Source organism: Streptomyces viridochromogenes, from assembly GCF_001270495.1.
Taxonomy (GTDB): domain Bacteria; phylum Actinomycetota; class Actinomycetes; order Streptomycetales; family Streptomycetaceae; genus Streptomyces; species Streptomyces viridochromogenes_A.
Genome location: NZ_LGUR01000002.1, coordinates 375,692 through 390,185, shown reverse-complemented (window position 1 = coordinate 390,185; position 14,494 = coordinate 375,692). Strand labels below are relative to the sequence as shown.

Annotated in this window: 12 protein-coding genes; 5 read left to right on the top strand and 7 right to left on the bottom strand. The window is 71.5% G+C overall.

Annotated features, from left to right (window positions below):
• Nucleotides 1-39 precede the first annotated feature (39 nt).
• Nucleotides 40-1,434: a Gfo/Idh/MocA family protein gene (locus ADK36_RS01630; RefSeq protein ID WP_048578921.1), complete on the top strand. Its 1,395-nt coding sequence runs from the start codon at nt 40-42 to the stop codon at nt 1,432-1,434.
• Here the strand turns inward: ADK36_RS01630 and ADK36_RS01625 are convergent.
• Together ADK36_RS01625 and ADK36_RS01620 are read right to left on the bottom strand one after the other, a co-directional pair.
• Nucleotides 1,416-1,829: a Zn-ribbon domain-containing OB-fold protein gene (locus tag ADK36_RS01625; protein WP_048578920.1), complete on the bottom strand. Its 414-nt coding sequence runs from the start codon at nt 1,827-1,829 to the stop codon at nt 1,416-1,418. The two genes, ADK36_RS01630 and ADK36_RS01625, sit on opposite strands and share 19 nt — an antisense overlap.
• A 164-nt stretch (nt 1,830-1,993) precedes the next feature.
• The gene (locus tag ADK36_RS01620; RefSeq protein ID WP_048578919.1) at nt 1,994-2,743 is read right to left on the bottom strand and encodes a TetR family transcriptional regulator; all 750 of its coding nucleotides are present in this window, start codon (nt 2,741-2,743) and stop codon (nt 1,994-1,996) included.
• A gap of 228 nt (nt 2,744-2,971) precedes the next feature.
• Here ADK36_RS01620 and ADK36_RS01615 point away from each other — a divergent pair, with 228 nt between their 5' ends.
• The gene (locus tag ADK36_RS01615; protein WP_048578918.1) at nt 2,972-3,805 is read left to right on the top strand and encodes a hypothetical protein; all 834 of its coding nucleotides are present in this window, start codon (nt 2,972-2,974) and stop codon (nt 3,803-3,805) included.
• Between the two features lie 163 nt (nt 3,806-3,968).
• Nucleotides 3,969-4,787 carry a cellulose binding domain-containing protein gene (locus ADK36_RS51190; protein WP_338060769.1) on the top strand — a complete coding sequence of 273 codons (819 nt, stop codon included), beginning with the start codon at nt 3,969-3,971 and terminating at the stop codon, nt 4,785-4,787.
• Nucleotides 4,788-4,823: 36 nt separating this feature from the next.
• Here ADK36_RS51190 and ADK36_RS01605 read toward each other — a convergent pair whose 3' ends face one another.
• The 5 genes from ADK36_RS01605 to ADK36_RS01585 form a co-directional block, all read right to left on the bottom strand.
• Nucleotides 4,824-5,198 carry a hypothetical protein gene (locus ADK36_RS01605; protein WP_048578917.1) on the bottom strand — a complete coding sequence of 125 codons (375 nt, stop codon included), beginning with the start codon at nt 5,196-5,198 and terminating at the stop codon, nt 4,824-4,826.
• Between the two features lie 417 nt (nt 5,199-5,615).
• Nucleotides 5,616-6,539, bottom strand: a complete 924-nt coding sequence (locus ADK36_RS01600) for a MurR/RpiR family transcriptional regulator (RefSeq protein WP_048579220.1) — start codon at nt 6,537-6,539, stop codon at nt 5,616-5,618.
• An 86-nt stretch (nt 6,540-6,625) separates the two neighbouring features.
• Nucleotides 6,626-8,305 carry a phospholipid carrier-dependent glycosyltransferase gene (locus ADK36_RS01595; RefSeq protein WP_107083575.1) on the bottom strand — a complete coding sequence of 560 codons (1,680 nt, stop codon included), beginning with the start codon at nt 8,303-8,305 and terminating at the stop codon, nt 6,626-6,628.
• Nucleotides 8,306-8,397: 92 nt separating this feature from the next.
• The gene (locus ADK36_RS01590; protein ID WP_048578916.1) at nt 8,398-10,317 is read right to left on the bottom strand and encodes a phosphatase PAP2 family protein; all 1,920 of its coding nucleotides are present in this window, start codon (nt 10,315-10,317) and stop codon (nt 8,398-8,400) included.
• 107 nt (nt 10,318-10,424) lie between these two features.
• On the bottom strand, nt 10,425-11,333 hold the full coding sequence (locus ADK36_RS01585; protein WP_048578915.1) for a BadF/BadG/BcrA/BcrD ATPase family protein: 909 nt from the start codon (nt 11,331-11,333) through the stop codon (nt 10,425-10,427).
• Between the two features lie 310 nt (nt 11,334-11,643).
• Between ADK36_RS01585 and ADK36_RS01580 the strand changes: the two genes are divergently transcribed.
• Together ADK36_RS01580 and ADK36_RS01575 are read left to right on the top strand one after the other, a co-directional pair.
• On the top strand, nt 11,644-12,771 hold the full coding sequence (locus tag ADK36_RS01580) for an ROK family protein (RefSeq protein WP_234329620.1): 1,128 nt from the start codon (nt 11,644-11,646) through the stop codon (nt 12,769-12,771).
• 275 nt (nt 12,772-13,046) lie between these two features.
• On the top strand, nt 13,047-14,369 hold the full coding sequence (locus ADK36_RS01575; protein WP_048578913.1) for an extracellular solute-binding protein: 1,323 nt from the start codon (nt 13,047-13,049) through the stop codon (nt 14,367-14,369).
• Nucleotides 14,370-14,494: the final 125 nt, after the last annotated feature.

The window sequence follows — 14,494 nt, the reverse complement described above, 5'->3', positions numbered from 1 at the left end:
GGAGGAGTGGGCGGGCGACCGACGGGAAAGGCCACCACGATGAGCCGAACTCCCCAACGCCGCGCCGCCGTTGTCGGCACCGGCCACCGTGCCCAGACGTTCACCCGGGCGCTCGCCGAACGCCCCGGCCACCACGTCGCCGCCCTCTGCGACCCCAGCCCCACCCGCATGGCCTTCCACAACCGGCTGCTGGCCGACCGCGGCGCACCCACCGCCACCCAGTGGGAGCCGGACCGCTTCACCGACATGCTCACCCAGGAGGACATCGACGAGGTCGTCGTCACCACCGTCGACGCCGAACACGACCGCTACATCGTCCCCGCCCTCAAGGCGGGCTGCCGCGTGGTCACGGAGAAACCGATGACCATCGACGCGGACCGCTGCGACCGCATCCTCGACACGGTCAGGGCCACCGGGAACTCCCTCACCGTCGCCTTCAACTACCGCTTCAACCCCGTCCACGAGACGGTTCGCGCCCTGCTCGCCGACGGCGCGATCGGCGAGATCCTCTCTGTCCACTTCGAGTGGCTGCTCGACGTACGCCACGGCGCCGACTACTTCCGCCGCTGGCACCGGGAGAAGCGGCACAGCGGCGGCCTGATGGTGCACAAGTCGAGCCACCACTTCGACCTGGTCAACTGGTGGCTCGCGGACGAGCCGAGGGATGTCTTCGGCTACGGACGGCTCGCCTTCTACGGCCGTGAGGCGGGCGAACGCCACGGACTGCGCCGGGACTACGACCGCGCCCACGGCGCCGACCAGGCCGCCGACGACCCCTTCGCCCTGGACCTGGCGGCCAACGACACCCTGCGCGCCCTCTACCTCGACGCCGAGCCGGACAACGGCTACCTCCGCGACCGCAACGTCTTCGGCGGCCCCGTCACCATCGAGGACGACATGGCCGTCCTCGTGCGCTACGCCGGGGGCGCGACGATGACGTACCACCTCACCGCGTACTCACCTTGGGAGGGATACCGGGTCATGTTCAACGGCAGCGCCGGACGCCTCGAACTCGAGGTCGAGGAGAGCCGATGGCAGCGGCCCCGGACGAGGATCGGCTCAGGCAGCGGCGCGCTGCACGGGGACACGGCCGCGGAGCACGCGGGCGGCGCACGGCTCACGCTGCGCGCGCTGTGGCAGCCCCCGGTGGACATTCCGCTCGTGACCGCCCACGAGGCGCACGGCGGGGGAGACCCGCGCATGCTCGACGCCCTGTTCGGCCCCGTCGAGCCCGCGCGGCCGGCCGGCACGGCGACGGCAGCCCGCACGGCGGCGCACCCCACGGCCACCGAACGCGACGGCGCGCTGGCCCTGGCGGTCGGGCTCGCCGCCAACCGGTGCTTCGAGACGGGACGGCCCGTCGGCGTACGGGAGCTGATCCCCGCGCTCCGGGAGGGGCCGGGCGGTCAGGGGACTCAGGTCCAGGCCCGGTAGGGCTCGTCGACCAGCTGGAACACCGGCTCGCTGCGGACCGGGTCCTTCGCCGTGGACAGCCGGACCCGGTCCCCGCTGTGGATGCCGATGGGCGGGCCCATGACACGGCCGCGCACGACGAAACCCTCGGCCATCTCGATGAGGGACACATTGCGCGCGGCGGGGGTGTTGCGGTGGACGACGGTGGAGTGCCGGACGGTACCCACGCCCTCGCTGCGCTCCGTCCGCAGATCGCTGCCCTGGCAGACCGGACAGAGCAGCCGGTGGTACATGGCGGTGCCGCACCAGGTGCAGCGCTGGAAATGGATGGCCTCCCGGTCGGCGGCCGTGGCGTCGAGCACGCCGGTCGCGGAGCCGACCGTCTGACGAACAACGCTTCCTGAGGGGTGGTACACGCTGGTCAACTCCCTGCGCTGGGCCGGAATCCCACGTGCGCGGGTCACCCGAGCACGCACGTGCCCGGTTCACCGTGCAACCGTGCACGGCCTCAGCGTATGGCACTCAGTGCCACTCGTAAAGGCACTGCGTACCCTGAATATGAGTGGAGAGGGAATACGGGTCAGTCGCGCCCGAGCGTGGTCTCGATCTCCTGCACCACCCGCCACAGCGGCGCACCGCGCCGGGACACCACGACCACCACGTCCTCGGCCTGATCGTCCGCGGCTTCGTCGGCCGAACGCGGGGCAGGGGCGACGCCGAAGGAGGACTGCGCATACCCCAGGGCGTGATCCACCGCGGCGGTCGCATCGCCCTGGCCGTCCGAGCGCAGCCAGGAGCGCAGCGCGTTGTTGTGCGCCGCGACCACGGCGGCGGCGATCACATCGGCCCGCAGAGTCCCGTCGCGCCGGCCCGCGAAACGCCGGCGCAGATACTCGGCGAGGGCGCGCTCGTACCGCCACACCACCGACAGCTCGTAGGCGCGCAGCCCCGGCACCTGCTTGGTGAGCCGATAGCGCTGCACCGAGAAGGTCGGATTCTCCGCGTACATGCGCAGCACCAGCCGGGCCGCGTCGCACACCCGCTGCACCGGCTCGTGCTCCTCGCCGCTCGCGCCGAGGAACGCCGTCATGTCTGCCAGACACCGCTCGTGGTCCGGGAAGACCACGTCCTCCTTGGACGGGAAGTAGCGGAAGAACGACCGCCGCCCGACACCGGCCAACGCCACGATGTCGTCGACCGTCGTCTGCTCGTAGCCACGCTCCAGGAACAGCTGGAAGGCAGCCGCGACAAGCGCCTCCCGCATCGGGGGCTTCGCCGCCACGGCCTCCGCCTTCTCACCGCGACCGGGCGCCGCACTGCTGGAGCTCATGAACGCGAACGTAGCACCAGAGCGAGGCCCATGGCACTCAGTGCGCTGCTCGCAGGGTACTCAGTGCTGTCCGCGGGTTGCGCGGATGGGCAAGGTGACCGCCGCCTGGAGGGAATCGGCGGGCGGGAGCTCGTGGCCGGCGGGCCTGTGACCTCGACTGATCCGACGTTTGTTCGGTGAGCTGCGGTCTGCATACGATCTGCTGCCGCCGCAGCCGAGGAGCCCCGCATGCCGCCCGCCCGATCTCGCGTCCTGTACGTCACCGACCTGGCCTACCCGGCACGCGGGCGCCGCTACTGCGACGAGGACATCCTCCTCACCTCCCGGCTGCGCGACGACTTCGACGTCGCCCTGTGCCACCCCCGGCACGCGGCCGCGCTCATGGCCGCCTTCGACGTGGTCGTCGTGCGCAACAGCGGCCCGGTGCTGGCCTACCAGGACGTGTACGACGACTTCCGCCGCCGCGCGATCGCCGGCGGGACACGCGTGTACAACCCGCTGTCCGGCAAGGCGGACATGGCCGGCAAGCAGTACCTGCTCGACCTGACCGCCGCGGGTCACCCTGTCATCCCCACCGTGGACCGCGCCGAGGACCTGCACCTTCTGCCCGACACCGAGCGATATGTGGTCAAGCCCAAGCTGGGCGCCGACTCGATCGGGCTGCGGATCGTCTCCGCGGAGGGCGTGCGCGAGCTGGTCGACGGGGACGTGCTGGTCCAGCCCCGCGTCGACTTCACGTACGAGGTCTCCTTCTACTTCGTCGACCACGACTTCCAGTACGCCCTGTACGCGCCGCACACCGACCGGCGCTGGCAGCTGGAGCCGTACGAACCCACCGACGGTGACGTGGAGTTCGCCCGGGGCTTCATCGAGTGGAACGGCCTCGGGCATGGCATCCAGCGCGTCGACGCCTGCCGCGCGCCGGGCGGCGAGCTGCTGCTGGTCGAGCTGGAGGACCTCAACCCCTATCTGTCCCTGGACGCCCTGGACGACACGCGAAGGGACGCCTTCGTGGCCGCGATGAAGGAGTCTCTTCGCCGGTTCCTCGCCACGGGGGCCTGACGGCCGGTACGGAACGGGCGATACCGAGTTGACCGTATCGATCGTTTGCGGGCGGCGGATCAGGGAGGCGCCGGGCGCTCTCGCTGAACCGGCGGGACGGCAACCGCGTATCCCTTCCCGGGGAATGGTGAAGCCCGTGAAGACGGGACGGAAGGAGATCGGCGTGTCCACAAGGCCCGACCCCGCGCAACCCGACGAAGGCTCGGCCCTGGAACCGATCCGTGTCCTGCGCCCACGCCGCACCGACGCCCTCGCGGAGCTGTTCAAGGAGATGGAGCAGGACAGCAACGGCTACGAGAGTGTGGCCGTGCCCCGGTCCCTGCCCGGCGCCGAGGACGCGACACAGGAACTCCCGCCCGTCGTCGAGGAGACGAGGATCGCACCGCGCCGCAGCGGCAGAGGCAGCGGTTCAGGCGGCGGCGTCGGCTCCGGTCCGGCCGGGTCCGGCCCCGGATTTCGGCGCGCCGCCCTGGCGGTCACCGTGACGGCGGCAGCCGTCGTCGGCTTCGGCGGGGCGCTGCTGCTCTCCGGCCGCGGCGACGGCGCGGCGGCCGAGGCTCAGGATCCGGCCCCGTCGGTCACCGCCTCCACATCGGCCGAGCCCACCCCGGGCGCACCTGGCCCACCCGGCGCCGGCGACTCGGGCGGACCCGGGGGCTCCTCCGCCTGCACCGCGTCCTTTCGGACCGTCAACAGCTGGCAGGGCGGCTATCAGGGCGAGGTGACCGTGACCAACGCGCCCGCCTCGCCCGTCTCCGGCTGGACCGCGACCGTCGTACCGGACAACGGCGCCCGCCTCACCCAGGTCTGGGACGGCACCCTCACCACGACGGGGGACGGCGCCGCAACCGTCGCCAACGCCTCGTGGAACGGAAGGCTGGCGCCCGGTGCGAGCGTCACGTTCGGGTTCATCGCCGACACCTCGGAGTCCGGTACCCCCTCGGCGGAGGTCACCTGTGCGGCGACGGCCGGCGCGTCCTGACTACCGGCCCGCCCGGTGGCGAACGGTGACGACCGGTCAGCGCCCGCGGTCGACCAGGGCCTGGGACACCGCGCGCACGCTGCGGGCGATGTGCTGGAGCTGCATGACCTCCGCCGCGTACATCTTGATGGTGTGCTCGATGACCGACTCGGGCATGCCGAGGGCGGGCAGGTCGGCGCGTGCGGTCTGGAGCGCGGTGCGCGCGACCCGGATCTCGTTCTGGACCTGGATCTGCGCATGGCGGGCGAGCAGCACGGGGTGGCGGATCAGCGCCGGGTAGCTGGCGTAGCGGGCCGGCACCAGCTCACGCAGCCACTTGGCCGCCGAGCGTTCCCAGTCGTAGGAACCGGGGGTCTTGACCTGGCACGGCCAGTCCGAGCTGATGCGCGTCGTCGTCAGGGTCATGGTCATCGCTTCCGGGTGTGCGGCGTCGTCTGGGGTGTCCGACGGAGTCGGGGCGGCCCCGGCCTAGGGGATGACCGGGGCCGCCGCCACGGGCGCTCGCGCAGGCGATGCCCGACCGAACGTCCCGAGCGCCGACGCGGGTAGGAGACGGCGGCAACGGGGTGTTCGTTGAGGAGCCCGGAAAGCGGACGGCGGTCGCACGACGGATGGGGTGACGTGCGCATGAGCGGACCGGCTGCTTTCGGCGGGCGGATGTTGCGTGCGTGTGAAGTATTTATATATGCCGTCCGCTTTTCAAGGCGCATGAAAACATTCATGCGTGATTTGAAAGGAATAGCCCCATGGTGTGGTGGTTCGGCTGGAGTGGGGTGCGCCGTGCTCGCCCGTGAGGGCAGGCGGTCCGAAGGACCGGTCGCGGGGTGATCAGTCCCGCAGGAAGAACTGGTGCTGGTCGGAGATGTGCTCGTAGTCCTCCAGCCGCGCCTGCGTCCGCTCCGGGTCGGCGTCGGTCATGGCCTGGAGGAGCGCGGCGGCCATCACACCGGGCGCGGCGTAGGAGTCGAAGACCAGCCGGGAGCCGGTGCCGGTGGCGAAGACGATGTCGGCGGTGTCGGCCACCGGGCCGAGCGCCAGGTCGGTGATCAGGGCCACCTTCAGACCGGCGCTGCGCGCGACCCGTACGGCGGTCAGGGTCTCCTGGGCGTGCCGGGGCATGGAGAACGCCAGCACCCAGGTGCCGCCGGCCTCACGCGACTGGAGCAGCGCGTCGTACGCGACGCTGCCGCCGTGGGTCACCAGCCGCACATCGGGGTGGACGCGGCGCGCCGCGTAGGCGAAGTACTCGGCGAGGGAGGCCGAGATGCGCAGCCCGAGGATGGTCAGCGGGGTCGACTGCGACAGTTTGCGGCCGATGTCGATCACCTGGTCGGGGTCGGCGAAGTCACGCCGCAGGTTCTCCAGGTTCTCGATCTCGGCGTCCACGGCGGACTGGAGTTCGTTGGCGCCGTTCTCCTCGGCCGCCGCGGGGCCCCCGGCGAGGCCGGCCAGGGCGATCGCCTGGAGCCTCTCCCGTAGCGCGGGGTAACCGCTGAACCCCACCGCACCGGCGAAACGCGTCACCGAGGGCTGGCTGACACCGACCCGCTCGGCGAGATCGGTGATCGAAAGGAACGCCGCTTCGGTGATGTGCTCGATCAGGTACTGGGCGATGCGTCGCTGTCCGGGGGACAGACGGGGCTGGTCGAAGAGCGTCCTGAGCTGGGAAGTCGGGGATGCCTCCGCTTCCGGAGCCGTCTTTCCCGAAGTGATCGCGGATGCCTGTGCGCGTGCCTGCTGCGGCGATGGCAGGGCGCCTCCTTTGTCTTCCACAGTGCTTCAACATAGCTCACACACCGTGGCGACCAGGGATGGTGCGAGGTCCGCGAGGTCCGTGATCAGCGCCGATAGACGGTGATCGAATGGCCGACCGTGTCGATCGGACGACTGCTGTCGATCAATTCGGCCAGCCGTCCGGTCGCCTTGGCCACGGAGGAATCGGACACGACGAGCAGTCCACGCACCTCACGTGCGGGCACCTCGCGCGGATCGGCGGCGTGGATGCCGTAGAAGGACGGCACTCCGCTGCCCTTGTACACGAGCCAGATCCGCTCGTCCGGGTACCGCTCGCGCAGCCGGTCCGAGAGCCGGCCCAGGTCCTGACCCCAGTCCACGTTCGAGTCGTGCAACCGCAGATGCGTCCTCGCCGGACCGCCGAACGCCTCGTTGGAGTACGGCAGGTAGTACGGGTACGTCCGCAGCGAGCTGACCGCGACGAACAGCACCAGGGCCCCCACCGCGACCGGCGCCCCCCGCCGGCGCACCGTGAGCACGCAGCCCGCCGCCACCGCCAGGAACATCGGCACGAAGACGGCGTACCGCGTGCCGAAGTCCCGCGATCCGAGCATGGCCGAGGCGAGCAGCACGGCGGCCGGCACCAGCAGATACGGCGCCGCGGGCCGCAGCCGCCGTACGGCCACCAGCGCGACGGCACCCGCCGCCCACAGGGCGAGCATGCCGAGCGGCGTCTTCACCAGCAGCGCGGCCGGCAGGTAGTACCAGAAGGAGCCCGTGTAGAGCCGGCCGAACAGGAAGCCCTGCCACGGGTGGTTCTCGAAGCCGAACTGGACGCGCATCCCGTCCCGGTACGCCTCCGGGAACGGCAGCAGATCCACCACGAGTCCCCGTAGCCCGTGCACGACGGGTACATGTTGCTGCGGCGCCCAGCGCAGGCGCGGATCGACCACCAGATACGACGCCCATACGACGGCGACGGCGGCCAGGGCCACGACGCCGGCGCCCGCGACCGCCCGTACCAGCGCCCTGTGGCGGGGCTCGGCCGACGGCCTCGCGCACCACACCGACAGGGCGGTGAGCGCCAGTACCACCGGGACCACCGCCAACGCGCTCATCTTCGTCGCCAGAGCCGCACCGAGCGCCACTCCGGCGAACGGGACGTACCACCGCGGCCGGCGACGGGCCCGCCACAGCAGCCAGACCGACGCCAGCACGAACCCGGCCGCCGGGACGTCCAAGGTGGCGAGCGAGCCGTGGGCGATGACGTCGGGGGAGAAGGTGTACAGGCCGAGGGCCGTCAAAGCGCCCGCCGCACCGGCCAGTTCACGGGCGAAGGCGAAAACGATCAACCCGAACGAAAGGGTCAGGACGATCACGGGGAGCCGGGCGAACAGCATCAGCCGCCAGGGGTCGTTCCCGGACTCGTACAGCAGATGCCGCCCCAACCGGCCCTGGTCGCCGGTGAAGGAGCGGTCGACCTGCGGATCGGCCAGCGCGACGCCGACGCCGATGACCAGCTTTCCCAGCGGCGGATGCTCGGGGTTGTGCACCAGTCGGCGCTCGTGCAGATACTCGGCCGCGGTGCCCACATACACGGGCTCGTCGATCGTCGGAGTCTGCTGCACGGCGGCCGTCACCATCGCGACGGCCATCTGGCCCAGCAGCAGGACCACCAGGAGCGGGACGAGCCGGCGCCGCCAAGGAGACCGCGAGGACAGCGCGTCGGGCGGGTCGGCGCGCGCCTCCGGCGCCGAGGTCGAGTGCTGTTCGAGCGCCATCATCCGCTCCGCGGCACCGTCGGGCCCGCGGCTGCGGGAGCTGATCCGGAGCCGGCCATGGGCCCACTCTGCACCAGCCCCCGCCGGGGACGGCGTTACCGCTTCAGAAGTCGTACCGACAGACCTTCCGCCGTGTAGACGGGTACGGCGCGCAGCTTGTCGGAGTTCAGCTCGATCCGGTCGAACTGGCCACGCAGCTGCGACGCCTCGATGACGGGAACCGTGGTCCCCGCGACCGGCGGCCGCTCGGCGTCGAGGCGCAGCGACAGCACGCTGCCCCGCCCCAGCACGACCCGCCGGGACACCTCGAGGGCCGGACCGTGGTTCTTGCGGAGCGGCAACTCCAGGGTCGTGTCGCCGTCCTGGACGTAGGAGCCGCGCACCCGCAGCACCTTGTCCGCGCGGAGCGTGCCGCCCTTGACCTGTACGTCGCCCTGCCCGAGGGCGTTCGCGGACCCCGCGACCAGCACACCCGCCTCGACGACCGTGCCGCCGTGGTACCGGTTGTGCCCGGTCAGCGTGAGCGTGCCGGTGCCGCGCTTGGTCAGACCGCCCTCGCCGCGGATGTCGTTGCGCCAGCTGTCCGCCGCGCCGAAGCCGCCGGCCGCCGCGTCGAGCGTCACGGTGACGTCGGTGTCGAAGGCGCCGTAACCGTCCGCCGCGACGAAGAGGTTGAGCCGGCCCCACTGCTCGAAGCCGTCGAGGAGGACGTACCCGGAGGGCAGCGCGGTGGTGCGCAGCACCTCACGGCGCTGGTCGGCGCTCAGGTACGGCTGCCGCGTCTCCAGCAGCACCTCCGCGCCCTTCGGCACGGTGAACGGCTTGCCGCGGCCCTCGCGTTCGAGCACGTAGGTCAGCCGGGGCGTCAGGGCCCGCTCGTTGGCGTCCCGGTCCGCGTAGGCGTCGGAGGCGTCCGAGTGGGCGTAGGCGAAGAGGGTGTCGGGCGTGGTGCCGGTCTGCTGGGTGAAGTACGCCAGCGCCTGGGCGCGGGCGGCGGCCTTGAGGTCCGCGTTCGCCGGGTCGGCCAGGGTGGCGGCGGCCAGCGCGGTCGCCATGATCCGGCCGCCGATGACGTCGACCGTGGAGTGCATGCCCGACATGATCCGGGTGTGGCTGAGCTCGAAGGCCCGGGTCACCAGCTCCTGGAAGCGCTCCGGCACGGCGTAGGCGAAGGCCAGCGCGGCCAGGTGGAAGGCGTTGGTGTGGCCGCTGGGGAAGCCGCCGTCGTCGGTCGGTGAGGTGTTCCGCTGCCGCAGCAACTGGGTGACGACCACGACCTCCGAGTCGTACACCGGGAAGCCGAGCGCGTCGGTCCTGCCGGTGTCGACGACCTCGCTGTTCTCGTTCATGCGCCACGGACGCGGGTACTGGAAGGCGTACTTGCCCGGGTTGCCGGAGGCGAACGGACCGCGCACGGTGTCGACCAGCTTGGCCACCTTGCCGAGCTCCGAGTCGTACGAGCCCGCGCCGATCGCGGAACCGGCGGGGGCGCCGGCCGGGACGGCGTCGCTGATCGTGGTGGCCGGGGTGGTGTCCGGGGCGCTGGTGATCGAGGTGACCGCCTTGGCGCCCGAGCGGTAGGGGGCGGCCAGCGGGCCCAGGCCGCCGATCATGGCGTAGCTCTGGTGCTGACGGTCGTAGACGAAGGCATCCTTGGCCTGCGCCTCGGTACGCGCCTGGGTGACGCAGGCGCAGTAGCGCATGTTGGCGCGCAGGACGTCGGGCCGCAGCGGCGTGCCGGTGTTCCAGGCGGCGCCGGTCTTCCACACCTCGGCCATGCCGCCGAGGACCCGCACCACGGCGTTGGTCTCGGGCGTCAGGTTGGTCAGGACGTTCGACTTGTAGTCGTCCACGAACGCGGCGGGGGCGGTCGCGGCCTTCGCGTCCGCGGCGGCCAGCCAGGAGGCGAACGTGGGGGCGGCCAGGACGCCGGCCGAGGCGCCGAGGGAGGTTTTCAGGAACCCCCGTCGTCTCATGGTGGGTACGGCGGTGTGCTGCCCGGCGGATGACGGCATGAGTGGGGCCTCTCTCGAGTTCTGCGGCCGTGCGGCCGGGAGTCGTACGAGCGAAGATCTACGGGCGAGTCATGTCGGAACGGGGGAGACTCGACGGCCGGTGAATGTCACACGAGTGAACGGGCCATGGCCACGGCCCCCTCGACGGGCGCCGCCCGCAGAGGCTGTGTGCGTGCTGTGGGAACGCTTTCGGCGAGCGCCGACGTGAAGGCGTCGTACAGCGAGGACTGGGCGAGGACCGTGCCCCCCGCGACGACGACGTCGTCGACCGCCACCCCGCGGGCGGCGAGCCGTCCGACCAGCGCGGCCAGTGCGCGCCCGGCATCGGCCACGACCGTGCGGGCGAGATCCGAACCGGCCTCGGCGGCGGCGAACACGGCCGGGGCGTGCCGGCCCCATTCGGCGGAGGGAGCGGTGGCGGCCTCCAGGGCCGCGCCGAGCCCGGGTACTTCGGGGACGTCGAAGGCGGCGAGCAGGCCGAGCGCGAGCGCGTCCGGCTGTTCACCGCGGTCGTGCGCCGCCCATACGGCGCGCACGGCCTCGCGGACGAGACCGGCGGCGCCGCCCTCGTCGCCGAGGAGCGCGCCCCAGCCGCCGACCTGGACGGCCGTGCCGTCGGGGAGGCGGCCCACCGCGACGGACCCGGTGCCGGCGACCAGGCCGACCCCCTTGTCCAGGCCCGCGGCGGGCACGAGGAGTTCGGCGTCGCCCACGATCAGGGCGGGAATGTCGAAGTGGAGTTGGAGAGCGGTGCGGATCTGCGTGCACTGGCGCGCGGTCTCGCAGGCATGGGCGCCGACAGCCAGAGCGGACGGGCGTACGCCCCGGGGAAGGGCCTCGGTGAGCAGCGTGGCCAGCCAGCCGGCGGCGGCCACGGGGTCGCGGGGCCGCCAGCCGCTGCTGGGACGTACGTGATCGGCCACGAGAGCGTCGCCCGTGAGCGCGCGGAGATGCGTCTTGGTGCCGCCCACGTCGATGCCGACCACCAGAGGGCCGGACCAAGGGGTGTCCTGCACGGATCCTCTTTCGTCGATGCGCTGTGTGCTGCGACGGCGGGCGAACCGTGCCGGAGGGCAAGCCGGTTGGAGAACTAGGGAAGCCCCGGGACGGGCCTCTGGACGGACCACGGCAGGCGAGTACCGTGACGTTCGTTAGGAAGTTAACTAACGAAGTACAGTGCGTGTCAATAGGCGTCACGCACCCGACTTCCCGGGCCCCCCGTCCGGGTCGGGAACGCATGCCGCCGGAGCAACCCATCGCCGCCTCCCGCCGAGCCGATCGGCCCGGGAGAGCGGCCTGTGACCTGGGGGAACTGTGGATGATGACGTGGTAAGAGCCCCCCGACTGACCGAAAGCGCCAGCGCTGTGTTCACCGTGCTGGCCCAGGCCGGCGCCGCGACGCGGCCGCAGTTGGCGAGCCTTGCGCGGTTGTCCAAGCCGACGGTCTCCGCAGCCGTCGCCGAACTGGAGGGCGTCCACCTCGCGGCCCACTCCGGTACCTCCTCGGGCGGTACGGGCCGTAGCGCCGCCGTATACCGTCTCGGTCCGGCCGCGGGCGCCGTGCTCGCCGTCGACCTCGGCCCCGCCGTCACCCGGGTCCGCGCCTGCGCCCTGGACGGCACCCTGCTCGCCGAGGCCTCCGGGCCCCGCGCCGAGGCCGCCGACGTGGTCCGCGACGCGCTGTCCGCGCTGCCCGCCGACGCCCCGCTCCGCAGCATCGTCGTGGCCGTCGGTGACGTCACCGCCCGGGCCGAGGAGGGCATGCGCCCGGCGACCGCCAAGGCCGGCCCGGTCTTCGACGCGGTGGCCGTGGCACTGCCGCCCGGGGTGCCCGTCCACCTCGAGAACAACGTCAACTGCGCCGCGCTCGCCGAACTGCACGAGGGCGCGGCGCGCGGCCGGAACACCTTCGGCTACCTGCGGATCGGCGTCGGTATCGGTCTCGGCATCGTCGTAGGGGGCCAGGTGCTGGCCGGGGCCAACGGGGCGGCCGGAGAGCTTGCCCGGCTGCCCTACCCCTGGGACGACGGCCTGCAGCCCCGCCACGAGGCCCTGGAGGAGTACATCGGCGCCCGCTCCCTGCTGCGCCGGGCCGCCGAGGCCTGGCCGGAATCCGACGGCTCGTGCCCCCGTACCGCCGAACGGCTGTTCTCGCTGGCCGGACAGGGCAGCGCCACGGCCCGCGCGGTCGTCGACCGGCACGCCGTGGACGTGGGCCGGCTGGCCGCCGCCGTGACCGCCGTACTGGACCCCGGGCTGCTCGTCCTGGGCGGCAGCACCGGCTCGTTTCCGCAGCTCCTGCCCGGTGTGCGGGCCGAGCTGGAGCGGCTGAGCTGGCCCACCGAAGTGGTCAGCAGCCAGGTCGGTGATCTCGGCACCGTCGTGGGCGCCGCCCGCCTCGCGGTCGCCCGAGGAGTCCAAACCGTGACCGAGGGAGCACGGATGAAGGATTGACGGTTTCGGACTCGGTCTGCCAATGTCCGGACAAGCGCTTTCTAAGTCGGCCGGGACGCCGACTTGGGGCGAGCGTCCCGCCCGTACTCGACGTACGGCAACCGCACGAGGGCGTGCCCGTGCGGTGACGGCCAGGACGGCCGGGGACATCGCCCCGCGTGGATGACGCGGCCGGGCGAGGCCGCGCCCCCGGAAAGCGAACTTTCCTGCAAAATGCACCCGTGCCGCCTCGGTCGGCGCCGTGCTCCGTCCCCTACGACGAAAAGGGATCGAAGATGACCACTGTGGGTGTGCGGCGCTCCCGCCGACTCGGCCGCGGCGGCATAGGCCGCCTGGTCCCCCTCGCTGCCGTGGCCACGGCAGGTGCCCTGCTGCTCTCCGCCTGCGGCGGGGGATCCGAGTCGGGCGGAACCTCCAAGTCGCTGACGTTCTGGATCTCCACGGTTCCGGGGCAGGACGCGGGCTGGAAGAAGATGGTGGCGCAGTACGAGAAGGAGACCGGCGTCAAGGTCAAGCTCGTCAACATCCCCTACGACGGCTACGACGCCAAGCTGCGCAACGCCGCGCAGGCGAACTCCCTGCCCGACGTGGCGGCGGTGCCGAAGCTGGACCCGATCTGGTCGAACAAGCTGATCGACCTCAAGGACATCGCCAACAACAAGACCAACAAGATCAACGGCAACTTCGTCGCCAAGGACTCGTCCGGGAAGGTGCTGTCCATCCCCTCGGACGTCACCGCGTCCGGCATGTTCATCAACAAGTCGCTCTTCGAGAAGGCCGGCGTCTCCTTCCCGACCTCGCCCCAGAAGACCTGGACCTGGACCGAGTTCATCAAGGCGGCCAACGAGGTCCGGGAGAAGACCGACGCCAAGTACTCCCTGACCTTCGACCAGTCGCCGTCCCGGCTGCGCGCCATGGTGTACGAGATGGGCGGGAAGTACGTCCACGCCGACGACTCCGGCAAGTTCTCGGTGGACGCGGCGACCAAGAAGGCCGTGAACACCTTCGTCGGATGGAACGACGACAAGACCATGCCGAAGTCGGTGTGGACCAGCGGCGCCGACCCGTCCGCCATGTTCCAGAGCGGTGACGTCGTCGCCTACTGGTCCGGCGTGTGGCAGGTTCCCGCCTTCGCGGAGAGCATCAAGAAGTTCGAGTGGGCGAGCGTCCCGACTCCCGCCCAGCCGGTGCAGGCCAGCGACGTCAACAGCGGCGGCATGACGGTGGGCTTCAACAACAACGCCGACGCGGCCACGGCCGCGAGCAAGTTCCTGTCCTGGCTGTACGAGCCGGCCCACTACCAGGCGCTGTGCGAGGCGTCCGGGTTCCTGCCGGTCGAGAGCGGTCTGAACCCGAAGTACCCCTTCGAGTCCGAGGCGGCGCAGGCGGCGTTCAAGCTGTACAACGAGTCGATCCCGCTCTACGACCCGATCTCCGGCTACTTCAACAGCGCGCAGACGAACTGGGTGCTGAAGGGCAAGAGCCTCACCGAGGACCCGACCAAGGCGGAACTCGGCAAGGCGATCAACGGCGAGCAGTCGGCCGACAAGGCCCTGCAGAACATCGTGGCCGGCTACAACCAGCAGGTCGGCGGCTGAGCGTAGGCCGGCAGGCCCGGGCGGCGGTGTCTCGACCCCGCCGCCCGGGCCCGCGGACTCCACTCCACGTGATGCCGGCTCATGGCCTGAACCTGCCCCAGGAACCCATTTCACCAGCACGGAGT